Origin of the sequence: Celeribacter halophilus (assembly GCF_900114135.1) — a bacterium.
Lineage (GTDB): Bacteria > Pseudomonadota > Alphaproteobacteria > Rhodobacterales > Rhodobacteraceae > Celeribacter > Celeribacter halophilus.
The window spans coordinates 1-22,826 of record NZ_FORY01000028.1 but is presented as its reverse complement, the minus strand read 5'-3'; the positions used below and the strand labels follow the sequence as shown (position 1 = coordinate 22,826).

The window sequence follows — 22,826 nt, the reverse complement described above, 5'->3', positions numbered from 1 at the left end:
AACAGGAATTGCACAAGACAACCGTATCCTGATGCCTCATGCAAAAAGGGCCGCGACATGCGCGACCCTTTTCAAAAAACTGGGAACGAAACTTAGCCGTTCACGCTATCTTTCAGCGCTTTTGCAATGGTCATTTTCACAACCTTGTCGGCTTCTTTCTTCATCTGCTCACCCGTTTGCGGGTTGCGCACCATACGCTCGGGACGTTCGCGGCAATAGATTTTGCCAACACCCGGAAGGGTCACAGCACCACCGGCAGAAACTTCGCGCGTGATCAGCGCAGTGATCGCTTCGAGCGCAGCAGCGGCGGATTTTTTGTCAGAATCCATCTCTTCGGCGAGTGCGGCCACGAGCTGGGTTTTGGTCATCGGTTTCGTCATGTCTGTATACTCCTCGTACGGCCCCCCTTGGATTAGGGGGTTATCGCGCATTTCTAAGCGAAATTTGCGGAGCCCTACAACGGTTAGTGTGCGTATATCCTGCATTTTCCGCTATTTTGGGCGAAAAACCCCCAATTACAGGAATGCGGTTTCCTCGAAAGAGCGCAATTTCCGGCTATGGATGCGTTCAATAGGCATTTCACGAAGCAATTCCATAGAACGAATGCCGATCAAAAGGTGCCGCGACACCTGTGATTTATAGAAATCAGAGGCCATTCCAGGCAGCTTCAACTCCCCGTGCAGCGGCTTGTCCGACACACATAGAAGCGTCCCGTAGGGCACGCGGAACCGGAACCCGTTCGCCGCGATGGTCGCGCTTTCCATATCAAGCGCAATGGCGCGGGATTGCGACAGGCGTTGCACGGGGCCGGACTGGTCCCTGAGTTCCCAGTTCCGGTTGTCGATCGTCGCCACGGTGCCGGTCCGCATAATCCGCTTCAGCTCATAACCCTCTAGCTCCGTCACCTGTGCGACCGCATCTTCGAGGGAGGTCTGGATCTCCGCCAGCGCAGGGATCGGCACCCAGACCGGCAAATCATCATCCAGCACATGATCCTCGCGCAGATAGGCATGGGCCAGAACGAAATCTCCGAGCCGCTGGGAATTACGCAATCCGGCACAATGCCCGACCATGATCCACGCATGTGGACGCAGCACGGCGATATGGTCGGTCGCAGTCTTCGCATTCGACGGGCCAACCCCGATATTCACAAGCGTAATACCGGACCCGTCTGCCCGCTTGAGGTGGTAGGTCGGCATCTGCGGCGTCTTAGTGGTAGGCGGAATCTCTTCGTCCGCAGAGGTGATCTCGATATTTCCGGTGGAGACAAAGCTGGTGTAGCCGCTCTTCGGATCGGCCAGTTGCGTGCGGGCATAGGCCTCGAATTCGGAGACATAGAACTGATAGTTCGTAAACAGGACATGGTTCTGGAAATGAACCGCATCGGTCGCAGTGTAATGCGACAGACGCGCGAGCGAATAGTCAATCCGCTGTGCTGTGAAAGGCGCCAGAGCGCCCGACCCGTCCTCATGTGTATAGCCGAGGCCATTGACGATGTCGTCATGTGTGGTCGTCAAATCCGGCACGTCGAAAATATCGCGCAAAGGATAGGTCATCGCACCTTCCTGAGGCACGGTGATGTTCTCGTCATTGGCGACGGCAAAATGCACCGGCATCGGCGTTTCGGAGACGCCGACCTGAACCTGCACACCATGATTGCGCAGGATTTGCGAAATCTGTTGCTTGAGATAGTTCCGAAACAGGTCGGGCCGCGTGATCGTCGTCGAATACTCCCCCGGTTTCGCCACATGGCCAAAGGACAAACGGCTGTCCATCGCGGCATATGAGGTCGTGGCAACGCGGATCTCCGGATAAAAGGCCCGATACCGCGCCTCCGGTTCCGCCCCTGCGGCGACGCGCGAGAATTTCTCGGTCAGGAAAGAGCAAGCCTCGAAATACAATTCCTCAAGATAGTCCACCGCAGCCGCCGGATCGGAAAAGCTCCGTGTATCGCGCGGCGGCGTGGTCTCAAGGGTCAGGCTTTTCAAACTGCTGTTCATTTTTATATCCTCTTTCCGGCAAGCCCCCTATCAATATGCCAGAGAAGCACAGATTTGGGTCCGCTTGCATTCGGGTCTCTGTTGCCCTCACTTGAGACCAACTCCGGCACAGACGCAAGGCCCCCAGACAGGGCAAGAGGAAGAGACGAGATGACACGCCCCAAATTGTTTTCCTTCGGCCATGGCTATAGTGCGCAAATGCTGGCGCGGTCTCTCATCCCGCAAGGATGGGACATTGTCGGAACCACCCGTAACACCGCCAAGGCACAGCAATTTGACAGTGCGGGCGTGCAGCCTGTTCTGCTAGGCACCGACCCGTTACCCCCGCGCCTCGCCGGAGCCAGCCATCTGTTGATTTCCGCAGGCCCCGATGCACAGGGCGATCCCTTTCTGCGGGACTATCGTGATGTGCTGAAAGAGGCCGCCCCGACACTTGAATGGGTCGGATACCTCTCCACCACGGGCGTCTATGGCGATCATGGCGGTGATTGGGTGGACGAGAAAACACCCCTTACCCCCAGCACAAAACGCGGCGTCATGCGAATGCAGGCGGAAGCGGACTGGCGGCAGGTTGCGCTGGATTTGAACCTGAATCTTTCCATTTTCAGACTCGCAGGCATCTATGGACCAGAGCGCGGCCCCTTTGCCAAAGTCCGCGCCGGAACCGCGCGCAGAATCGTCAAACAGGGTCAGGTCTTTTCCCGCATCCATGTTGAAGACATCGCACAAGCGCTGGAAGCCTCGATCAATCGACCCGAAACCGGCGGAACTTACAATATTTGCGATGATCTTCCGGCCCCGCCCGAAGATGTGATCGGCTATGCCGCCGAACTCTTGGGGCTTCCTCTGCCTCCGGTCGAACCCTTTGAAACCGCAGAGATGTCCCCTATGGCCCGCAGCTTTTATGCCGAGAACAAAAAGGTGCGCAACGACCGGATGAAAAACCGGCTGGGCGTCAAGCTGATCTATCCCGACTACAAAACCGGCCTAAAGGCACTTTTGGCGCTGGATCAGTAAACCCAGTCGCAAGGGCTTTACCGCCCCCGCCATGACCGCCGGTAGTCCAGCAACGTAATCGTATAGAGCACAACCCCGCCAAAGGTCAGCGCGGCGCCGACATAACCCGCCGAGGTGAAGCCGTGGCCCTTGGCAATATAGATCGAGGCCACGAACGGACCCAAAGCATTGGCCGCATTGAACGCCGCATGGTGCAAGGAGGCGGCAAGGGACTGTGCATCGCGGGCCACATCCATAAGCCGCGTTTGCAGCAAGAGCGGATAGCCGTTCGCCATCCCCAAGGCCAGCACCAGCCCCGCCATCGCATAGGGTTGCGCGGCGATCAGCGGGAACAGCAGCATCAGGACGATGTTGACGCCCAAGGTCGCAAAAACCGAAAAGTTCAGTGCCCGATCCGCAGCCCACCCCGCCAGCAACGTGCCAAGCGTCATCCCCACGCCCATCAGGGCAAGGTAAAAGGGAATGCTCGCCTCATGCACCTGTGTCACGTCGATCAGGGTCGAAGCCAGATATGTATAAAAGGCAAAGAAACCGCCGAACCCGATGGCCCCGCACCACAGCGTCAGCAACACCTGCCGATTCTTGAGCGCGCCGAGTTCCTGCAAGGCATTCGATTCTCCGCTCTTGGCCGATTGCGGCGCAAAAACAAGGATCATCACCGCCGTCACAGCGGCCAACACACTCACCAAGGCAAAGGCCCAGCGCCAGCCAACGGTCTGCCCCAAAACATTGGCAAAGGGCACCCCGACAATGGTCGCAATCGTAAGACCAAGCATCAAACGTGCAACCGCCTTGCCACGTTGGTGAGGACCAGTCAGAGAGGCTGCCATCAAAGCGGCCACACCGAAATAGGCCCCGTGGGGCATCCCGCTGAGAAACCGTCCCCACAGCATCAGTTGATAGCTCGGCGCGAAGGCGGACAGAAGATGCGTAAAGCAGAACATCCCCATCAACCCGACCAACAACAGACGCCGCTCGATATGGGCCGCCGCCACCGCAATCAAAGGCGCGCCGACAACCACACCGAGCGCATAGACCGAGATCAACCGACTCGCCGTAGCTTCGTCAATGCCAAGCCCCTGCGCCATAAACGGCAAAAGGCTCATCGTAGCAAATTCACTCGTGCCGATTGCAAAGCCGCCGAGCGCCAGCGCGAAAAGCACAATTCCCGGACGCGTGCCGGTAGAGACGGTGGATATGGAAACCATGATTATATCCTGAAAGGAAGACGCCCGTGACTTCGGCTATTCGGGCAGAAGGATCAAGGGACCGCGTGCACCACCGACATCATACCCGCCTTGCACAAACCGGCAGGCCGAATGTCACGCGCGTTTGCTGGAGAGATCCGAAATGCCCAGAACCGAGAGAACCTTGGCTTCAATATCCGGCGTGTTCAGCCCTGCGATGGCATACATTGCTTCAGGGCTGGCCTGATCAATGAAACTGTCCGGCAGGGTCATGGAGCGGAATTTGAACCCGCGATCGAAGACGCCTTCTTCGGCAAGGAAATCCGCAACGTGCGAGCCGAATCCACCAATCGCGCCCTCTTCAAGCGTAATCAGCGCCTCGTGATTGGCTGCCAGATCGCGGATCAGATCATGGTCCAGAGGCTTGGCAAAACGGGCATCCGCAACCGTGCAGGAAATCCCCTTGGCCGCGAGGTTCTCCGCCGCTTTCAACGCCGGTTCAAGCCGCGTGCCGAAAGACAAAAGCGCCACCCGCGAGCCTTCGCGCACCACGCGCCCCTTGCCGATCTCCAGCACCTCGCCCCGCTCCGGCATCTGGACACCCACGCCTTCGCCGCGTGGATAACGGAAGGCAATCGGTCCCTCGTTATGCGCCACGGCTGTGGCAACCATATGTTTCAACTCCGCCTCGTCGGCGGCGGCCATGACCACCATGCCCGGCAGGTTGCTCAGAAACGCAATGTCAAAAGACCCCGCGTGGGTCGCGCCATCGGCACCGACCAGACCTGCACGGTCAATCGCGAACCGCACCGGCAGGCGCTGGATCGCAACATCATGGACAACCTGATCGTAGCCACGTTGCAAAAAGGTCGAATACATGGCGCAGAACGGCTTCATCCCGCCAGCCGCCATCCCTGCGGAAAAGGTCACACCATGCTGCTCGGCAATGCCTACATCAAAACACCGCGCCGGAAAGCGTTCGGCAAAGAGGTCAAGCCCCGTCCCGTCCGGCATCGCTGCGGTCACGGCGACAATTTTGTCATCCGTTTCGGCCTCTTGAATCAAAGCCTGCGCAAAGACCTTGGTGTAGGATGGCGCGTTGGACTTGGCCTTTTTCTGCTCACCAGTCACCACGTCGAACTTCGCGGTGGCGTGCCCCTTGTCAGGCCGCCCTTCGGCAGGGGCATAGCCTTTGCCCTTCTTGGTGATCGCATGAATCAGAATCGGCCCCGTCGCGCGGGATTTCACCGTGCGCAGCACGCTCAACAACTGGTCCAGATCATGCCCGTCGACCGGACCGACATAGGAAAAGCCAAGCTCCTCAAAGAGCGTGCCGCCGATGGTCATGCCCTTGAGCATTTCCTTGGCGCGTTTGGCCCCTTCCTGAAACGGATGCGGCAGGAGGGAAACGGCCCCTTTCGCTGCGGCTTTCAGATCCTGAAACGGTTCGCCGGCATAAAGGCGGGTCAGATAGGACGAGAGCGCCCCCGTGGGCGGCGCGATGGACATTTCGTTGTCGTTGAGAATGACGATCAACCGCTTGCCCAAATGGCCCGCATTGTTCATCGCCTCAAACGCCATGCCTGCCGACATGGAGCCATCCCCGATCACCGCAATCGCATCACCGATCCCGTATTCCGGCGCTCCGCCCAGATCACGCGCCACGGCAAAGCCCAGCGCCGCAGAGATCGAGGTCGAACTATGCGCCGCGCCGAACGGGTCATAAGGGCTTTCGGAACGTTTGGTAAAGCCGGACAGCCCGCCCTCGGTGCGCAGGGTCCGAATCCGGTCGCGGCGTCCGGTGAGGATTTTATGCGGGTAACACTGGTGCGACACATCCCAGATCAGACGATCCTTGGGCGCATCAAACACCGCGTGCAGGGCCACGGTCAACTCGACTACACCCAGACCGGCCCCCAGATGCCCGCCCGTCACGGAGACAGCAGAAATGGTTTCCTGCCGCAACTCATGGGCCAGTCTCTTGAGTTCGGCATCGGACAGGGCCTTGAGATCGGCCGGAACATTGACGCGATCAAGGGTGGGTGTTGCTGGGCGGTCGGACATGGCGTCTCGCTTTCTCAGGTTTCCCGCGAAATAACGAAGCGGGCGAGGGCTCGCAAGGGCTCGGCGCGTGATCCATAGGGGCTCAACGCCGCACAGGCTTCCTCGACCAGTGTATTCGCGCGGGACTTTGCCCCTTCAAGCCCCAGAAGGGAAACGAAAGTCGCCTTCCCCGCATCGGCATCCTTGCCCACGGCCTTGCCGGTTTTTGCAACATCACCCTCAACGTCGAGAATGTCGTCCTGAATCTGGAAGGCAAGGCCCAGCGCCGTGGCATACTGGCCCAGAGCCACCGGATCACCACCGCCAAGAAGCGCACCCGCCCGCGCCGACCATTCGATCAGCGCACCGGTCTTGTTGCCTTGCAACACGGTGATCTCTTGCAGATCAAGCGGAACAGCCGAAGTCTCGGCGGCAATATCCTGCGCCTGTCCCAGAACCATCCCCTGCACACCGGAAGACGTGGCGAGAGAGGCGATCAATTCGACCCGGATCCGGCTTGAAACCTCCATTTCAGGCCGCGTCAGAAGCTCGAAGGCCAGTGTCTGCAAAGCATCTCCGACAAGCACCGCAGTCGCCTCGTCCCAACGCTTGTGGACGGTCGGCTGGCCGCGACGCAGGTCGTCGTCATCCATGCAGGGCAAATCATCATGCACAAGGCTGTAGGCATGAAGCGCCTCAATCGCCGCAGCGGCCCAGACGGAACGCTCCACCGGCACGCCATGAAGCGCCGCGCCCTCCATCACCAGAAAGGCCCGCAGACGTTTCCCGCCCGTAAGCGCATACCGCATCCCCTCTTCGACCGGCATGGAGCCGAGCGGTGCAAATACAGTGTCAAAACAGGCAGAAACCGCCTCTTTGCAGCGCGCCAACCTGTCTTGCATCAGACACCTTCGGCCTTGGTCGTGCCCGTCGCGGCTCCGTCCGGCCCGACTGTGATCTTTTCGACCTTTTCCTCGGCGTCCTTGAGTTTGGCCTCGCAATGCGCCTTGAGCTTGGCCCCGCGTTCATAGAGCGCAATGCTATCCTCAAGCGCGACATCCCCGCGTTCGAGTTTGCTCACAACCTCATTCAATTCGGCCATAGCCGTTTCAAAAGACATCTCGTTGACCGGCGTATCGCTCATGCTTTTCTCCCGATTGCTTTGCCCTCTGCATACAGGAAAACCGGCAGGAAAGGCCAGTTTCACTTTCGCGCAAAACGGCTTTACTCGGGGGTCAGCATATATCCCGCCCCGCGCACGGTCTGAAGATAGCGTGGCTGGCGCGGGTCATCTTCGAGTTTGCGGCGCAAGCGGGTGATCTGGACATCTACGGCGCGCTCCTGCGCCTGTCCGCCATCGCGCCCGAGCCGCTCCACCAGCTCCGCCCGCGACACAGGCTCTCCGGCAGCGGCAACGAAAATCTTCATGAGTTGCGACTCGGTGCCGGTGAGCCGCACGGACTGCTCGCCCTCCCACAGTTCACCGCGCTCCACATCATAGCGGAACCGCCCCATATGCAGATATTTCGGTCCGGCCTCGACCTCCTCGACCTGCGGCATCCGGCGCAACACGGCATTGATCCGCAAAAGCAGCTCCTTCGGCTCGAAAGGCTTGGCGAGATAATCATCCGCCCCTGCCTCAAGACCGGTAATGCGGTCCTCGGTCTCGCCCTTGGCCGTCAGCAACAGGATCGGCGTGCTCAGCGTTTGGCGCAAATCCCGCGTCAGGCTGATCCCGTCCTCGCCGGGCATCATCACATCAAGCACGATCAGATCGAACTCAAGCCCCGCCAACAACCGCCGCGCATGAGCCGCATCGCGTGCCGCCGTCACACAAAACCCGTGGCGGATCAAAAACTTTTGCAACAAGCCGCGAATCCGCTCGTCATCATCGACGATCAGAAGGTGAATCTCCGAGCCCAACCTAGTCCTCCTTCCCTGACAGAGCATTGAAAAACTCTGTCTGATCCGGGTCCATCATCGCTTCAAGCACGCGCCGGAACCCGGACACTGCTTCATGTCCTGCCTTACGATACGCCGCACGCATCCGCGCCCTTTGCACCTCGGCAATTTCACCTTCAAGGATTTTACCTGTCTCCGTCAAATAGAGATGTCGCTCGCGCTTGTCCTGAACACCGATCCGACTCTCCACCAACCCGTCATCAATCAGGGTTCTCAGGACACGGTTCAGGGATTGTTTGGTCACCCCCAGAATGCCCAGAAGGTTGTTCACATTGGTGCCGGGCGCGCGGGCGATAAAGTGCAACGCACGGTGATGCGCCCGTCCGTAGCCGTGCTCTTCCAGAATGCGGTCGGGATCAGCGGTGAAGCCGCGATAGGCAAAGAACATCGCTTCGATCCCCTTGCGAAGCTGTTCATCCGTCAGAAAGAGCAGAGCTTCCCCGCTTTTCGTTCCACCAGCTTTTCCGTCCGCCATATTCCGCCTCGTTCACAAATCTCTTGATCAACCCTCAGTTTAAGTCAGCCTTGTTGACATTCCAAGAATGAATTGATAGCGAAATCAGGATTTGGCGCAATAATCGTCCCCAAAATACACGCGCAGCGCAACTTCACGAAAAGCGCAACGACATAAAGAGACTAAAAAGGAGAGACCCATGGCGGGCAGCTACGAAGATCGCGACGGATACATCTGGATGGACGGGACACTCGTCGACTGGCGCGATGCCAAGGTGCATATTCTGACCCACGCCATGCATTACGCCTCTGCCGTGTTTGAGGGCGAGCGGTGCTACAACGGCACGATTTTCAAATCTGTCGAACACTCCGAACGTCTGATCGCCTCCGGCAAGGCGCTCGACATGCCGATTCCCTACTCTGTCGAGGAAATCGAAAAAGCAAAATACGACGTGCTCAAGGCCAATGGCTGGGACAATGCCTATGTCCGCGTGTTGGCATGGCGCGGCGCGGGCGAGGACATGGGGGTTGCCGCCAACAAGAACCCCGTGCGTATGGCTGTCGCAGCGTGGGAATGGGGTGCCTATTACGGCGACGCCAAGATGCAGGGCGCCAAGCTCGACATCGCGAAATGGAAACGCCCGTCGCCGGAGACCATCCCCACCGCTGCAAAAGCCGCCGGTCTCTATATGATCTGCACCATGTCGAAACACGCCGCCGAAGCCAAAGGCTGTTCCGATGCGCTGTTCATGGACTATCGCGGTTATGTGGCCGAGGCGACCGGTGCGAACATCTTTTTCGTCAAGGACGGCGAAGTGCACACCCCGATTCCCGACGCCATTCTGAACGGCATCACCCGTCAGACCGTCATCGCAATGCTCAAGGACAAGGGCGTCACCGTGCATGAGCGCCGGATCCTGCCCGAAGAGCTTGAAGGTTTCGAACAGTGTTTCCTCACCGGAACCGCCGCCGAAGTCACACCTGTCGGCCAGATCGGTGACTATATGTTCGAAGTCGGCGCGCTGACCCGCGAGATTTCCGAAGATTACGAAAAACTGGTCCGGAGCTGATCGCGACGCGCTTTAACCATAAAGTAAGAGCTTTCTGCCAGTCTCCCCTATCAGACTGGCAGGAGGCATACCGTGATCCGTCGCAAAGATAGCATTCTCATCATCCTGATCACCGTGTTCATCGTGACACCGGCGGTGCTGATGCTGGTCGCCTATCTGATCACGGGAAACCCCTCCCTGCGCCCTCTGGCGATCACGCTCGAACGGCTGATCGAAGCGGGCCAGATCGAGGACAAAAGCCTGATTGTCGCTCTCGTTGAGATCGGCGGAAAGGCCCGCACAGCTTCCACTGAGGCCACCTATCAAACCGCGCTCGAAACGGCTTTTTCCCGTCTGAACGCCGAGGTGCAGGTCAAGTTCCGACATAGTCCCGAAAGTTCGGAAGTGCGCATCACCTATCTCGTCGGGGAAAGCCGGATCGGCCCGTTTCCCGAGGCCCGCGCGGCGGAAGGGGTGCTTGCCGCTACAGAGGCCGCGCACATGGTGGTCGCCCGACGCAAGGCTATGGCAAAGGAACAGGAGAGGCGGGACAGCTTGGACCGCAACGGGTTCTGGCAACGACTGACCAACTGAGCGACCTTGATCCGCTTACAAAGCGTCGGATTTCTTGCGACGTGCCGCATTGAGCCCCAGCGCCCTTTCGCGAAGGATAATTGCCACACCTGCGGAAATCACAATAACCGCCCCGACAATCATCGCGGGCGTCGGGATTTCGTCAAAGAACACATAACCGATGATCAGCGCCAGAAGCATTGAGGCATAATCGAACGGTGCCAGCAAAGAGGCATCCGCATAGCGATAGCAGGAGGTCAGAAACACCTGCGCCACGCCGCCGACCAGCCCCGACAGAATCAGCAAGGTGCAGGCAAGCGCGCTCGGCATGACCCACGGAGAGAACGGAATGGTCACAAGAGCCGCCACGGTGCAGGACATGGAGAACCAGAACACGATAGAAGTCGTTGTTTCCGTCTTCACCATATTGCGCACATGCAGTTGCACGATCGCCGCCAGACAGGCCCCGCCCAAGGCCACCATCGCGCCAAGCTGTTCTTTCGGATCAGGCACGCCGTGAAGCACCGTGATCCGCGGCATCATCACGATCACCACCCCGACGAGACCGGCAAAGACTGCCGAAAACCGGAACAGGCGCACGTCTTCTCCGGCGAACATGGCTGCAAAAACCACCAGAAGCAAAGGGGCCGCATAGCCGATGACCGTCGCTTCCGGCAAAGGCAAAAGCCCCAGCGCAAAGAAGTTCAGAAACATCGCACTCGCCCCGATCATGCCGCGCCAGACATGGCCCATCGGGGACTGGACCCGCAAACCGGCAAGGAACTCGCCCCGCTGCACCAGCCAGATAAAGATGATCGGCAGCGCAAAGAAAGAGCGGAAGAACACAGCCTCTCCGGCGGGCACCTCATCACTCGCCGCCTTGATCAGCGCCGCCATCACCACAAAACAGGTAACAGAAGCGAGTTTCAAACCAATGCCGCGAAACGGGTTCATCCGAAAATCTCCAAACAAATCGGGAATACGTTCAAATTCTCACGAGTTCGTCAGTCGCGCAACGGCCCATTGAGCAGCATCGCGCACCGTGGCATCGGCATCTTCGCACAGCTTCTCCGCCACGGCCCGCAACTCCGGCGAGCCGGAATTTCCGATGGCATAGAGCACGTTGCGTACAAAGCGGTCCCGCCCGATGCGCTTGATCGGAGAACCTGAGAACTTCGCCCGAAACGCCGCATCGTCAAGTTGCGCCAAGGCCTCAAGCGGCGGTGAAATCAGGTCGTCGCGTGCGGAAAAGCGGATCTCTTTCGCCGCAACCGCAAACTTGTTCCAAGGGCAGACCGCCAGACAATCGTCACAGCCGTAAATCCGGTTTCCCAGCTTGCCGCGCAATTCCTCATCCACCGGCCCGTGATGCTCGATCGTCAGATAGGACACACAACGCCGCGCATCGATTTGATAAGGCGCCGGAAAAGCTTCCGTCGGACAGGCATCAAGACAGGCCCGACATGACCCGCACCGCTCGTTTTCAGGTGGATCAGGGTCGAAATCCACCGTGGTGAAGATCGCGCCCAAAAAGAACCAGTTGCCCAGATCCCGCGAGAGCAGATTGGTGTGCTTGCCCTGCCAGCCCAACCCCGCCTTTGCCGCCAAGGGCTTTTCCATCACAGGGGCGGTATCGACGAACACCTTGATCTCCGTCTCCGTTCCCGCCTGTTCGATCAGCCAGCGCCCCAGACGTTTGAGCCGTTTCTTGACGATGTCATGATAGTCGCGATTGCGCGCATAAACCGAAATTGCGCCGGATTCGGGTCTGTTTACGGCCTCCATCGGGTCTTCTTCCGGTGTATAGGCCTCCGCCAGCATGATGACGGATTTCGCCTCGGGCCAGAGCGCCGACGGATCACCGCGCCAGTGCATACGCTCTGCCATCCAGCCCATCTGCCCGTGCCGCCCCTCGGCCACAAAAGCCTTGAGCCGCTCCATCGCCTCGGGAATATCCGGACGCCCGAAAGAGGCCTTGGAGAAGCCTTCCTCCAAAGCACGCGCGCGCACGGTTTCCTTGTCCAAGCCGGCCACTCAAAACCCTTTCTTCTGTCGGAAAATATCCTCAGGCGGAATCGCCAAAAGAACAAGGGGGCCACACAGCCCCCCGCCTTTAGAAATCGAGATCGGCGTAATGTTCCGGCGGCGGGAAGCTCGGCACATGATCGGCCAGAAGCGAGCGGAAGGCCGGACGCGATTTGATCTTGGCATACCAGTCCTTCACGACCTCATGGCGGTTCCAATCCACATCCGACGTGTAATCCAGCGCCGACAAATGCGCCGCCGCCGCGAAATCCGCCAGTGTCATGGCATCCCCCGCCAACCAGCGCCGCCGGTCCAGAAGCCACGCCATGTAATCAAGGTGATATTTGATCGCTTTCGAACCGGATTTGACATTGGCAGCCACCGGATAGCCCGACTTCATCAGCTTGCGATTCACCCGCTCGTAAAGCAGCTTCGACGTCACTTCGTGATGGAACTTGTCATCGAACCACGCCATCAAACGCCGCACCTCATAGCGCCCTTCAGCGTCTTTCGGCATCAGGGTCGGGTTGGGGTAGCGTTCTTCGAGATATTCACAAATCGGCGTGCTTTCCGCGAGGTTCATATCGTCGATCCGCAGAACCGGCACCTTTCCGGCAGGATTCCGGCGCATGAAATCGGGATCCTGTTCCCAATACCGCTCCTCGACCAGTTCCACCTCGATCTTCTTTTCCGCAAGAACCAGACGGACCTTGCGACAAAACGGGGAGAGGGGGACGTGGTACAGACGGATCATTATTTCTACTCGCGAATTTTTCTTCTACTTGCCGCAAGGTTGCGGGCAGTTCAATGCTCGAAACAGGATGAGCGCCCATCTCGCGCAATTGTGGCCGCCCCATCCATGATCTGCGCGGCTCTCCGCCGAACGAATGGCCCCGGCGCACCGGCATTGCGGTCCTTCGGCGCGGGCAAGACAGCCGCAAGTTGCGCGGCCTGCCGCAAACTGATCTCCTCCGGCCCGACCCCGAAATAGTGACGCGACGCCGCCTCGACACCGAACACACCCGTGTCGAATTCCGCGATATTCAGATAGACTTCGAGAATACGCGTTTTGCTCCATGTCAGTTCGACCACCGGCGTAATCATCGCCTCAAGCGCCTTTCGCGGCCAGCTGCGCCCGTGCCAGAGAAAGGTGTTTTTCACTGTCTGCTGGCTGATCGTGGACGCGCCGCGTTGACCGCCCGCCGAGATGGCGGAGCGGATCGCGGCAAGGTCGAAGCCCCAATGATTGCAGAAATTGGCATCCTCCGCCGCGACAACAGCGCGCGCGAGATTGGGGGATATGCGATCCATCGGCGTCCATTGATAGTCCACCGAAGCGCCTTGACGACTTCCTTCCGCCACCATGTAGAACGTGCCGGGAACGGGGAGAACGGAATAGGCCAGAATCCAGAGAAAGACGAGCGCCACAACCGCAAGGGCTGCGCGCAGAATACGTCGCCGCAAACGCCGCAGAAAGCCCGGTCCTGCCGGTTTGGTCTTTTTCTTGCTCTTTCTTGCCATGATGCTGAGGAAGCATAGAGAGCGCTGCAAGGTCAAGCCTTAGTGACAGCGCAAGGAAAAAGCCCCCGAAACGGGGGCTTTTAAGCAGTGTTTATGTCAACTTCACTCGGCGGGAATCGCGCCCTGTTCCAAGGTGAGCGGAACGGGCAGGTGCACGAGCATCTCTTTCGGGCAGACCTGAAGGAAATTGCCTTTTTCCTCTTCCCAGTGATCGAGGATTTCTTTGGCCTTGATCGAATGGGTTTCCGTGGCGTGGCGCTCGATGAGGCCCTTCAGCTCGTTCTCCCAATGATCCACCCCGACCGAACAGGTCACAAGCGTCTCGTGGTTGATGAGCTCGTTGGCCAATCCGTCCGGATCGTAGAGATAGGCCATACCGCCAGTCATACCGGCCCCGAAGTTTGCGCCAATCTTGCCAAGGATCACAGCGATCCCGCCGGTCATGTATTCACACCCGTTGGAACCACACCCTTCGATCACAACTTTCGCACCGGAGTTCCGCACCGCGAAACGCTCGCCCGCGCGGCCCGCCGCAAAGAGGTAGCCATCCGTCGCACCGTAAAGCACCGTGTTGCCGATGATCGTGTTCTGATCGGCGACGAGCGGCGAATGCATCGGCGGACGCACCACAACGGTCCCACCTGACAGACCTTTGGCCACATAGTCGTTGGCATCGCCGGACACTTCGATCTTGAGCCCCGGAGCCGCAAAAGCACCGAGCGACTGACCTGCAGAGCCGGTGAGCTTGACGGTCAGGTGATCCGACTGGAGGTTGTTGCGCATACCGAATTTCGACACGATATGGCTCGATGTGCGTGTCCCGATGGTCCGCAGCGTGTTCTGCACCGCGTAGGACAGTTGCATCTTTTCGCCTTCGTTGAGGAACCGCGCCGCATCCGAGACGATTTGCGCATCCAGCGTATCCGGCACCGCGTTGCGCGGCTTGGAGCGGTCATAAACGATTTTGTCAGAGCCATCGACGGTGATCAGAAGCGGGTTCAGATCGAGATCGTCGAGATGGGCCGAGCCACGGGAGACCTGCGTCAGAAGGTCGGCACGACCGATGACTTCGTCGATGCTGCGCGCCCCCAAAGAGGCCAGAAGCTCACGCACTTCCTGCGCATAGAAGGTGATGAGGTTCACAACCTTATCGGCATTGCCGGTGAACTTCGCCCGCAGGTCGTCGTCTTGCGTGCACACGCCCACAGGGCAGGTGTTCGACTGACACTGACGCACCATGATACAGCCCATCGCAATGAGCGCGGCGGTGCCGATACCGTATTCCTCGGCGCCCAGCATCGCGGCCATGACAATATCACGCCCCGTGCGCAAACCGCCATCCGTGCGCAGCGTCACACGCTCGCGCAGGTTGTTCATGGCAAGCACCTGATGCGCCTCGGTAAGGCCCATTTCCCACGGCAGACCTGCGAATTTGATCGACGTCGCAGGCGATGCCCCCGTGCCGCCATTGTGGCCGGAAATCAGGATGATATCCGCTTTCGCCTTGGCCACACCTGCGGCAATCGTGCCCACACCGGAGGAGGCCACGAGTTTCACCGTGACTTTCGCCTTCGGGTTGATCTGTTTCAGATCATAGATGAGCTGCGCGAGGTCTTCGATGGAGTAGATGTCGTGGTGCGGCGGAGGCGAGATCAGCGTCACGCCTTTGGTCGAGTGCCGCAGCTTGGCAATGAGGTCTGTGACCTTCATCCCCGGAAGTTGACCACCCTCACCCGGTTTCGCACCCTGAGCGACCTTGATCTCCAGCTCTTCACAATGGAGCAGGTATTCTGCCGTCACACCGAAACGGCCCGACGCCACCTGTTTGATCTTGGCCGAGGCATTGTCGCCATTGGGTTCCGGCGTGAAATCATCCGGCGATTCGCCGCCCTCACCGGAGTCGGATTTCGCCCCGATCCGGTTCATCGCGATGGACAGCGTGCGGTGCGCCTCGGGCGAGAGCGCGCCCAGAGACATCCCCGGCGTCACAAAGCGTTTGCGGATCGACGTGATCGATTCCACCTCTTCGATCGGCACCGGTTTGCCAAGCGGTTTGAAGTCCAGCAGATCGCGCAAATGGATCGGCGGGTTGGACTGCATCTTCGCGGAATATTGCTTCCACATCTCGTAGGACGCACGGTCACAGGCCGATTGCAGCATATGCATCGACTGCGCTTCCCACGCATGGGTCTCGCCCGTCTTGCGCGACTTGTAAAAGCCCCCGATCGGCAGGGTGTTGCCACCAAGCCAGCCCTGTTTGTGCACGGCTTCCAGCTTGTGCTGAATGCCACCGACGCCGATACCGGAAATCCGGCTGTGCATCCCCGGGAAGAATTCGTTGACCATCGCACGGGACAGACCCACAGCCTCGAAATTCAGACCGCCGCGATAGGAGGAAATCACCGAAATCCCCATCTTCGCCATGATCTTCAACAGACCCGCATCCACAGCGGCGCGGTAGCGTTCCACAGCTTCGGTCAGCGTGCAATCCAGCAGCCCGCGCTCGATCCGGTCCGCAAGCGAATCCTCGGCCAGATAGGCGTTCACAATAGTCGCACCGCAGGAGATCAGCACCGCGAAATAATGCGGATCAATACATTCCGCAGAACGCACACCAAGGCTACAGAAGGTCCGCAGCCCCTTGCGCGTCAGCCAGCTATGCACCGCCGAAGTCGCAAGGATCATCGGCATCGCTATTTTCTCTTCATTCTGCTTCTTGTCGCTCAGAATGATGTGCCCCCCGCCGGAGCGCACGGCTTCTTCGGCCTCGGCGCGAATACGGTCCAGCCCTTCACGCAGAGCATTCGGCCCGCCATTCACAGGGAAGGTACAATCGATTTCCGTCATCGGCGCATTAAAATGCGTCTTGAGCGCGTCGAATTGCGCATTGCCGACAAAGGGGCTGTCCAACACGAGAATCTCGGTCTGGCTGCTGTCCTCGTCGAGCACGTTCTTGAGGTTGCCGAACCGCGTCTTGAGCGACATCACGCGATATTCGCGCAGGGAGTCAATCGGCGGGTTGGTAACCTGCGAGAAGTTCTGACGGAAGAAATGGCTCAACGGACGGTATTTGTTCGACAGAACCGCAGAGGGCGTATCATCCCCCATCGAGGCCAGCGCCTCTTTGCCATCTTCCGCCATCGGCGCAAGAATTTGCTCCAGTTCTTCGATCGTATATCCCGCCGCGATCTGACGCTTTTTCAGCTCGGAACCGGAGAAGATCGGCGTTTCGTCAATGCCAGACAATTCCTTTTCCAGATCAACAATTTTACCGACCCAATCGCTGAAGGGTTGGGAATTGGCCAGACGGTTTTTGATCTCCATGTCGTGGTAAAGTTTGCCTTCGGCCATATCCACGGCCAGCATCTGCCCCGGACCAAGTGCGCCTTTTTCCACAACAGTCGCCTCGTCGGTCGGCACCATGCCCACCTCGGACCCTGCGATCACAAGCCCGTCGCCTGTCACCACATAGCGCATCGGACGCAGGCCGTTGCGGTCGAGACCGGCACAGACCCAGCGGCCATCGGTCATGGCAAGTGCGGCCGGACCATCCCACGGCTCCATCACGGAGTTCACATAGGAATACATGTCGCGCCACGCTTGCGGCAGTTCTTCGGCGTTTTTGGACCAGGCTTCCGGCACCAGCATGGTTTTCGCCATCGGCGCGGAGCGTCCCGCGCGCACCAGCACTTCAAACACCGCATCAAGGGCTGCGGAGTCGGAGGAGCCTTGCGGAATGATCGGTTTGATGTCCTCGGCCATGTCACCAAAAGTCGAAGACGCCATGCGAATCTCGTGCGACTTCATCCAGTTGGTATTGCCTTTGAGCGTGTTGATCTCGCCGTTATGCGCCAACATGCGGAACGGCTGGGCCAACCACCACTGCGGGAAAGTGTTGGTGGAATAACGTTGGTGGTAGATCGCAAAAGCGGACTCGAAGCGTTCGTCCATCAGGTCCGGATAGAACACAGCCACCTGCTCCGCGAGCATCATACCTTTGTAGATAATCGAGCGGCAGGACAGCGAACAGATATAGAGGTCGCGCGCGCCAGCGGCCTGTGCGGCCTTTTCGATCCGACGACGGATCACATAGAGTTCGCGCTCGAAGGTCTCTTCATCCACGCCCTTGGAGTTGGAGATGAGAATCTGTTCGATTTCGGGCCGTGTCGCGTTGGCTTTTTCGCCCAGACATTCCGTGTTCACCGGAACGTGGCGCCAGCCGTAGATGTAATACCCCATGCGGAGCACTTCGCTCTCCACGATGGTCCGGCAGGTCTCTTGTGCGCCGAAATCCGTGCGCGGCAGAAAGACCTGACCCACGGCCAGAAGTTCGTCATGGCGCGCTTCGTGACCCGTGCGGCGGATTTGATCGCCAAAGAAGTGGTGCGGGATCTGGACGTGGATACCGGCACCGTCACCGGTCTTGCCGTCCGCGTCCACAGCACCACGGTGCCAGATCGCTTTGAGCGCCGCGATGCCGTTCTCTACGACCTTGCGGGATTTCTTCCCGTCGACGGAGACCACAAGCCCCACGCCGCAGGAGGAATGTTCATCATCTTCGCGGAACAGCCCGTGCTCCGCCATCCACTGGCGTTTTGCCTCTTCGCGGGCGGCCCAGTTTGCATCAAACTTTGTCATGGTATTAACCCTTCCTTCATCTGGTGGGTCAGGACTGTTGTCCTTTTAGAAAACTTCCGTCTCGGGGGAGCCGAAGGTGTGCCCGACAAATGTCCGACACTTGTCCGACGTGTTGCCGACCGCTTCAAAGCGCCCCGAGCGAACTCATTCGGCTGCCACGGCCGCGCTCTGATCGAGATAGGCGACCATCGCATCGGCGGCCTCACGGCCATCGCGGATCGCCCAGACCACAAGCGAAGCCCCGCGCTGGATGTCGCCACAGGCATAGACACCTTCGAGGTTGGTCGCATGGGTCTGGAAATCGGCCATAACCGTGCCCCAGCGGGTCACTTCCAGATCGTTCACGCCCCAAAGTTCGGGCAGGTCTTCCGGCTCGAAACCGAGAGCCTTGATGACCAGATCGGCCTCTTCGACATAATCGGCCCCCTCGATCACCTCAGGCGTTTGCCGCCCCGAAGCGTCAGGTGCGCCGAGGCGCATTTTCTGCACCATCACGCCTGTGACCGGATCGCCCACAAAGCCTTTCGGCGCGGAAAGCCAAACAAATTCAACGCCTTCTTCCTCGGCATTTTGTGTCTCGCGCTGCGAGCCCGGCATGTTGGCGCGGTCGCGGCGATAAAGACATTTCACGGAGGTCGCGCCCTGACGGATTGCGGTGCGCACACAGTCCATCGCCGTGTCCCCGCCGCCGATCACGACAACCTTCTTGCCTTCGGCATTCAATTCGCCGTTTTGATATTCCTCGACATCATCCCCGAAACCAACCTTGTTGGAACAGGTGAGGTAGTCAATCGCTTTCACGATCCCTTCAGCACCGGCCCCCGGCCCTTTCAGATCACGGGATTTGTACACGCCTGTTGCAATCAGAACGGCGTCATGTTTGCCACGGATCGCATCGAAGGAGATGTCTTCCCCGACATTGCAATTCAGCACGAATTCAACACCCGAGTCTTCAAGCTGTTTCGCACGCCGCAAAACGATGTCTTTTTCCAGTTTGAACCCCGGAATACCATACATCATCAAGCCACCGGCGCGGTCGGAACGTTCGTAAACGGTGACCTTGAGTCCCGCACGGCGCAGACGGTCGGCCGCAGCCAGACCACCCGGACCGGAGCCGATGATACCAACGCTTTCTTCGCGTTCGACGGCGGGCTTGATAAGTTCGACCCAGCCCTCTTCCCACGCGGTATCGGTGATGTATTTCTCGACAGAACCAATCGTCACCGTGCCGTGGCCGGATTGTTCGATCACGCAATTACCTTCACACAGACGGTCCTGCGGGCAGATACGGCCACAGATTTCGGGGAAGGAATTGGTGGCCTGAGACAGTTCGAAAGCCTCTTTCAGCCGTCCGGTGGCGGTCAGTCGCAGCCAGTCTGGGATATTGTTGTGCAAGGGGCAATGGGCCTGACAAAAAGGCACACCGCACTGCGAACAGCGCGAAGCCTGTTCTTCAGCCTTGGCTTCGACGAATTCGCCGTAGATTTCCAGAAAATCGTCTTTCCGATCTTCCGCGTCCCGCTTGGTTGGCATGTCCCTGCCTACCGACACGAATTTGAGCATCGGCTCTTTCGCCATGACACCACATCTCCGAAGGTTGGTTATGAGTTCGCCCCTCATTATAAGGAGTTTGGAAAAAAGAAAAGTCAGAAGTGCTGTCTTATTTTTCGATTTTTGCTTAGCTCAAGCCTGCGCGCCCCGTAGCTGCGCCTCAATTTATGTCACATATACTTACCTAATAATATCCTTCTTATTGATTCCACATACGTTTATGCTTTCTTAGTGAGAGATCGTTAAGGAGTTGTTATGAGCCTGTTCTATCTACTTGTCGTTGCGATCGTGCAGGGCATCACCGAATTTCTCCCGGTTTCTTCCTCCGGCCACCTGATTCTCTTGCCGCTCGTCATGGGCGCGCAGGATCAGGGACAAGCCATAGATGTCGCCGTTCACATCGGCACGCTTGGAGCAGTCATCCTCTATTTCTGGCGCGACGTCCGCATCGGACTGGCTGGTACCCCGAGAATGCTCACCGGAAAAACAGACACGCCCGGCTCGAAACTCGCCTTTCTACTTCTCGTTGCCACATTCCCCGTGATCGTGATCGGCCTCATCCTCAAAGTCACGGGCCTATCGGACGCCATGCGCAGCCCGACCGTCATCGGCTGGACCATGCTCATCTTTGGCATTGTGCTCTATTGGTTCGATCAAAAAGGACCCGAAACCAAAACAGAAGCCGACTGGTCTCTGAAAGACGCGGTCAAACTGGGCCTATGGCAAGCCATCGCCCTTATCCCCGGCACATCACGCTCCGGCATCACCATCACAGGCGCGCGCGCGATGGGATACACACGCCAAGACGGCGCCAAGATCGCCATGCTCATGTCGATCCCAACCATTATGGCCTCGGGCATTCTATTGGGAGCAGAAGTCATTGGCGAGGCGGATTGGGCGATGCTGAAAGACGCAGCAATCGGCGCGGCCTTCGCCTTTGTCGCAGCCCTTCTTGCCCTGATCCTGATGATGCGCCTGCTCAAATCGGTAAGTTTTACGCCGTATGTGATTTACCGCGTGCTGCTCGGCCTTGCCCTTCTGGCCATATCCTATAGCTAAGGCACTATTCATAAAATAAAAAGCGCGCCCCGCAGGACGCGCCCTCATACCCGAATCTCTGAAAAATCAGATATTGCGAAGGTTCTTTGCGCTTTCGCGAATGGCATCATACTGACCGGACGGACGATAGATCCACATGTAATCAGGCAGAACCGCTTGCAACGCAGTCGGCTTGATCCCGAGGTCAGCAAAACCTTTTGCCCCCTCAGAAACGACATTGTCTACCTTGAGGTTCTTCACCTGATCACGCGTCAGCACGCCATTGTGGAACAATCCGAGCGTCAGGAATTGAAGCACCGAGAAGCCCGTTGCCATAAGATTACCAACCCAGAACGGCAGATTGACAATCAAACGCTTGCGGTGAATGGCTTCGAGCATATCACCCATAAGCCCTTTGAGCGTATCCACATCCGGCCCGCCCAGCTCATACACGCCAGCCTCAGCCTGCCCCAACACACCAGCCACAGCGGCGCGAGCAACATCATCGACATAAACCGGCTGAAATTTCGTATCCCCGCCAACAAGCGGTAAGATCATATTCTTCTCTGCCATTTTGCCGAAACGGTTAAAGAACGCATCTTCCTGCCCGAAGATCACCGACGGACGCAGGATCACCGCATTTGGGAAAGGCTCAAGCACCCCGGCTTCACCCTCGGCCTTGCTCCGCGCATATTCCGACGCCGAATCGGTATTCGCACCAATCGCTGACAGATGAACCATTCGGGCAACACCCTGCTCGGCCGCCAGTCGCGCGACGCGCCCCGCTCCTTCGGCCTGCACGGCAGAAAAGGAGTTCTTACCGCGTTCCGTCAAAACGCCAACACAGTTCACAACAGCATCCGCGCCGACCATCGCAGCGCGCACCGACTCATCATCGCGAATGTTGCAAAATACCGGCTCGACCTGACCGACCGCCCCGTAGGGCTTCACATGAAGCGACTCATTGGGACGGCGCACTGCAACGCGAACACGCCAACCCTCCTTTGCCATACGACGGGCGATATATCGCCCGACAAAGCCAGCGCCGCCATAGATGGTGACCAATTTCGTCATCTGCATCTCCAATGCCAAATTGTCGCTTTTCCTTAGCTTTTAGCGCGGAAATGAACAAGACGCTATTGCTCATCGCAAAAACCTCAAAAACGCCGTTGACACCATCCGCGTTCACCATTACATCGCTGCCTCACGACATCTGTGCCCAGATGGCGGAATTGGTAGACGCGCCAGCTTCAGGTGCTGGTGTCTGTATGGACGTGGAGGTTCGAGTCCTCTTCTGGGCACCATTTTCCCAATATTAATATAGGCAAAAAGTCAGATTTTTAGGCTTTTACACCTCAGACATTCCAACACTTCAGATCGCTCAGCCCAAATTTACCGAGGCACCTTAAAAATCACGATGAGCTACTCCCCATTTGTTGGACAGGATCTGGCGTAAATTAAGCTACTCTCTGCTCCTGCTGATCGGGTTGTGTTCTGTCATTTCTCAGCCAATAGACCACGGCTGGCGGCCTGCCGCCAAGGGCTGAGTGTGGGCGTTGGTTGTTGTAAAAGGTCATCCATTTCCGGATGCCTGCCTTCGCTTCTGATCCGGTCTCCCAAGCATGCAGGTAGACACACTCGTATTTCAGGGTTCGCCAGAGCCTCTCAATGAAGATATTGTCCAGGTAGCGGCCCTTCCCATCCATTGAGATACGCACGCCGGATCGGCGGAGCCGGTCGGTCCAGGCGAAGGACGTGAACTGAGATCC

Annotated in this window: 20 protein-coding genes and 1 tRNA gene; 5 read left to right on the top strand and 16 right to left on the bottom strand. The window is 58.3% G+C overall.

Annotation, left to right across the window (positions count from 1 at the left end; genetic code table 11):
• Positions 1 to 92: 92 nt before the first annotated feature.
• Together BM152_RS17200 and BM152_RS17195 are read right to left on the bottom strand one after the other, a co-directional pair.
• Positions 93 to 380, bottom strand: a complete 288-nt coding sequence (locus tag BM152_RS17200) for an HU family DNA-binding protein (protein WP_066604017.1) — start codon at positions 378 to 380, stop codon at positions 93 to 95.
• Between the two features lie 135 nt (positions 381 to 515).
• Positions 516 to 2,000, bottom strand: a complete 1,485-nt coding sequence (locus tag BM152_RS17195) for an AMP nucleosidase (RefSeq protein ID WP_066604013.1) — start codon at positions 1,998 to 2,000, stop codon at positions 516 to 518.
• 150 nt (positions 2,001 to 2,150) lie between these two features.
• Between BM152_RS17195 and BM152_RS17190 the strand changes: the two genes are divergently transcribed.
• Complete coding sequence (locus BM152_RS17190) at positions 2,151 to 3,017, top strand: SDR family oxidoreductase (RefSeq protein WP_066604010.1); 867 nt, start codon at positions 2,151 to 2,153, stop codon at positions 3,015 to 3,017.
• A 17-nt stretch (positions 3,018 to 3,034) separates the two neighbouring features.
• Here BM152_RS17190 and BM152_RS17185 read toward each other — a convergent pair whose 3' ends face one another.
• The 6 genes from BM152_RS17185 to BM152_RS17160 form a co-directional block, all read right to left on the bottom strand.
• A complete protein-coding gene (locus BM152_RS17185; RefSeq protein ID WP_066604007.1) occupies positions 3,035 to 4,225 on the bottom strand; it encodes an MFS transporter in 1,191 nt (396 codons plus the stop codon).
• A gap of 114 nt (positions 4,226 to 4,339) precedes the next feature.
• The gene (gene dxs / locus BM152_RS17180; protein ID WP_066604004.1) at positions 4,340 to 6,268 is read right to left on the bottom strand and encodes a 1-deoxy-D-xylulose-5-phosphate synthase; all 1,929 of its coding nucleotides are present in this window, start codon (positions 6,266 to 6,268) and stop codon (positions 4,340 to 4,342) included.
• Between the two features lie 14 nt (positions 6,269 to 6,282).
• A complete protein-coding gene (locus BM152_RS17175) occupies positions 6,283 to 7,149 on the bottom strand; it encodes a polyprenyl synthetase family protein (protein ID WP_066604001.1) in 867 nt (288 codons plus the stop codon).
• Complete coding sequence (locus tag BM152_RS17170; RefSeq protein WP_066603998.1) at positions 7,149 to 7,391, bottom strand: exodeoxyribonuclease VII small subunit; 243 nt, start codon at positions 7,389 to 7,391, stop codon at positions 7,149 to 7,151. The genes BM152_RS17175 and BM152_RS17170 overlap by 1 nt, the downstream gene beginning before the upstream one ends.
• A gap of 80 nt (positions 7,392 to 7,471) precedes the next feature.
• Complete coding sequence (locus BM152_RS17165; protein ID WP_066603995.1) at positions 7,472 to 8,197, bottom strand: response regulator; 726 nt, start codon at positions 8,195 to 8,197, stop codon at positions 7,472 to 7,474.
• Positions 8,172 to 8,684, bottom strand: a complete 513-nt coding sequence (locus BM152_RS17160) for a MarR family winged helix-turn-helix transcriptional regulator (protein WP_066603993.1) — start codon at positions 8,682 to 8,684, stop codon at positions 8,172 to 8,174. Before BM152_RS17160 ends, BM152_RS17165 begins: the two co-directional genes overlap by 26 nt.
• 178 nt (positions 8,685 to 8,862) lie before the next feature.
• Between BM152_RS17160 and BM152_RS17155 the strand changes: the two genes are divergently transcribed.
• Together BM152_RS17155 and BM152_RS17150 are read left to right on the top strand one after the other, a co-directional pair.
• The gene (locus tag BM152_RS17155; protein ID WP_066603992.1) at positions 8,863 to 9,732 is read left to right on the top strand and encodes a branched-chain amino acid aminotransferase; all 870 of its coding nucleotides are present in this window, start codon (positions 8,863 to 8,865) and stop codon (positions 9,730 to 9,732) included.
• Between the two features lie 72 nt (positions 9,733 to 9,804).
• Entirely contained in the window at positions 9,805 to 10,305 is a 501-nt protein-coding gene (locus BM152_RS17150) for a hypothetical protein (RefSeq protein WP_066603989.1), read from the top strand.
• A gap of 15 nt (positions 10,306 to 10,320) precedes the next feature.
• On the opposite strand, the gene BM152_RS17145 is transcribed toward BM152_RS17150, so the two are convergent.
• The 6 genes from BM152_RS17145 to BM152_RS17120 form a co-directional block, all read right to left on the bottom strand.
• Positions 10,321 to 11,238: a DMT family transporter gene (locus BM152_RS17145; protein ID WP_066603987.1), complete on the bottom strand. Its 918-nt coding sequence runs from the start codon at positions 11,236 to 11,238 to the stop codon at positions 10,321 to 10,323.
• A gap of 39 nt (positions 11,239 to 11,277) precedes the next feature.
• Positions 11,278 to 12,318 carry a tRNA epoxyqueuosine(34) reductase QueG gene (gene queG / locus BM152_RS17140; RefSeq protein WP_066603984.1) on the bottom strand — a complete coding sequence of 347 codons (1,041 nt, stop codon included), beginning with the start codon at positions 12,316 to 12,318 and terminating at the stop codon, positions 11,278 to 11,280.
• A 79-nt stretch (positions 12,319 to 12,397) separates the two neighbouring features.
• Complete coding sequence (fzlA, locus tag BM152_RS17135) at positions 12,398 to 13,063, bottom strand: FtsZ-binding protein FzlA (RefSeq protein WP_066603982.1); 666 nt, start codon at positions 13,061 to 13,063, stop codon at positions 12,398 to 12,400.
• A gap of 50 nt (positions 13,064 to 13,113) precedes the next feature.
• Positions 13,114 to 13,830, bottom strand: coding sequence for a monofunctional biosynthetic peptidoglycan transglycosylase (gene mtgA / locus BM152_RS17130; protein WP_066603979.1), 717 nt, complete (start codon positions 13,828 to 13,830; stop codon positions 13,114 to 13,116).
• 102 nt (positions 13,831 to 13,932) lie between these two features.
• Positions 13,933 to 18,468: a glutamate synthase large subunit gene (gltB, locus tag BM152_RS17125; protein WP_066603973.1), complete on the bottom strand. Its 4,536-nt coding sequence runs from the start codon at positions 18,466 to 18,468 to the stop codon at positions 13,933 to 13,935.
• A gap of 144 nt (positions 18,469 to 18,612) precedes the next feature.
• The gene (locus BM152_RS17120; protein WP_066603970.1) at positions 18,613 to 20,046 is read right to left on the bottom strand and encodes an NAD(P)-dependent oxidoreductase; all 1,434 of its coding nucleotides are present in this window, start codon (positions 20,044 to 20,046) and stop codon (positions 18,613 to 18,615) included.
• A 228-nt stretch (positions 20,047 to 20,274) separates the two neighbouring features.
• On the opposite strand from BM152_RS17120, the gene BM152_RS17115 reads away from it, so the two are divergent.
• A complete protein-coding gene (locus BM152_RS17115) occupies positions 20,275 to 21,078 on the top strand; it encodes an undecaprenyl-diphosphate phosphatase (protein WP_066603966.1) in 804 nt (267 codons plus the stop codon).
• A gap of 66 nt (positions 21,079 to 21,144) precedes the next feature.
• On the opposite strand, the gene BM152_RS17110 is transcribed toward BM152_RS17115, so the two are convergent.
• On the bottom strand, positions 21,145 to 22,131 hold the full coding sequence (locus BM152_RS17110; protein ID WP_066604031.1) for a complex I NDUFA9 subunit family protein: 987 nt from the start codon (positions 22,129 to 22,131) through the stop codon (positions 21,145 to 21,147).
• Between the two features lie 143 nt (positions 22,132 to 22,274).
• Between BM152_RS17110 and BM152_RS17105 the strand changes: the two genes are divergently transcribed.
• Positions 22,275 to 22,361: transfer RNA gene (locus BM152_RS17105), tRNA-Leu, on the top strand.
• A gap of 153 nt (positions 22,362 to 22,514) precedes the next feature.
• On the opposite strand, the gene BM152_RS17100 is transcribed toward BM152_RS17105, so the two are convergent.
• On the bottom strand, positions 22,515 to 22,826 hold a 312-nt coding region (locus BM152_RS17100; protein ID WP_139222532.1), incomplete at its 5' end, for an integrase core domain-containing protein.

What these genes read in the sequence shown, in the direction of transcription:
- BM152_RS17110 (WP_066604031.1), bottom strand. Translation starts at nt 22,131, where the DNA reads ATGACGAAATTGGTCACCATCTATGGCGGCGCTGGCTTTGTCGGGCGA.
- BM152_RS17120 (WP_066603970.1), bottom strand. Translation starts at nt 20,046, where the DNA reads ATGGCGAAAGAGCCGATGCTCAAATTCGTGTCGGTAGGCAGGGACATG.
- BM152_RS17115 (WP_066603966.1), top strand. Translation starts at nt 20,275, where the DNA reads ATGAGCCTGTTCTATCTACTTGTCGTTGCGATCGTGCAGGGCATCACC.
- BM152_RS17155 (WP_066603992.1), top strand. Translation starts at nt 8,863, where the DNA reads ATGGCGGGCAGCTACGAAGATCGCGACGGATACATCTGGATGGACGGG.
- fzlA (WP_066603982.1), bottom strand. Translation starts at nt 13,063, where the DNA reads ATGATCCGTCTGTACCACGTCCCCCTCTCCCCGTTTTGTCGCAAGGTC.
- gltB (WP_066603973.1), bottom strand. Translation starts at nt 18,468, where the DNA reads ATGACAAAGTTTGATGCAAACTGGGCCGCCCGCGAAGAGGCAAAACGC.
- BM152_RS17165 (WP_066603995.1), bottom strand. Translation starts at nt 8,197, where the DNA reads ATGCTCTGTCAGGGAAGGAGGACTAGGTTGGGCTCGGAGATTCACCTT.
- BM152_RS17145 (WP_066603987.1), bottom strand. Translation starts at nt 11,238, where the DNA reads ATGAACCCGTTTCGCGGCATTGGTTTGAAACTCGCTTCTGTTACCTGT.
- BM152_RS17200 (WP_066604017.1), bottom strand. Translation starts at nt 380, where the DNA reads ATGACGAAACCGATGACCAAAACCCAGCTCGTGGCCGCACTCGCCGAA.
- BM152_RS17195 (WP_066604013.1), bottom strand. Translation starts at nt 2,000, where the DNA reads ATGAACAGCAGTTTGAAAAGCCTGACCCTTGAGACCACGCCGCCGCGC.
- BM152_RS17170 (WP_066603998.1), bottom strand. Translation starts at nt 7,391, where the DNA reads ATGAGCGATACGCCGGTCAACGAGATGTCTTTTGAAACGGCTATGGCC.
- dxs (WP_066604004.1), bottom strand. Translation starts at nt 6,268, where the DNA reads ATGTCCGACCGCCCAGCAACACCCACCCTTGATCGCGTCAATGTTCCG.
- BM152_RS17190 (WP_066604010.1), top strand. Translation starts at nt 2,151, where the DNA reads ATGACACGCCCCAAATTGTTTTCCTTCGGCCATGGCTATAGTGCGCAA.
- BM152_RS17175 (WP_066604001.1), bottom strand. Translation starts at nt 7,149, where the DNA reads ATGCAAGACAGGTTGGCGCGCTGCAAAGAGGCGGTTTCTGCCTGTTTT.
- BM152_RS17185 (WP_066604007.1), bottom strand. Translation starts at nt 4,225, where the DNA reads ATGGTTTCCATATCCACCGTCTCTACCGGCACGCGTCCGGGAATTGTG.
- mtgA (WP_066603979.1), bottom strand. Translation starts at nt 13,830, where the DNA reads ATGGCAAGAAAGAGCAAGAAAAAGACCAAACCGGCAGGACCGGGCTTT.
- BM152_RS17160 (WP_066603993.1), bottom strand. Translation starts at nt 8,684, where the DNA reads ATGGCGGACGGAAAAGCTGGTGGAACGAAAAGCGGGGAAGCTCTGCTC.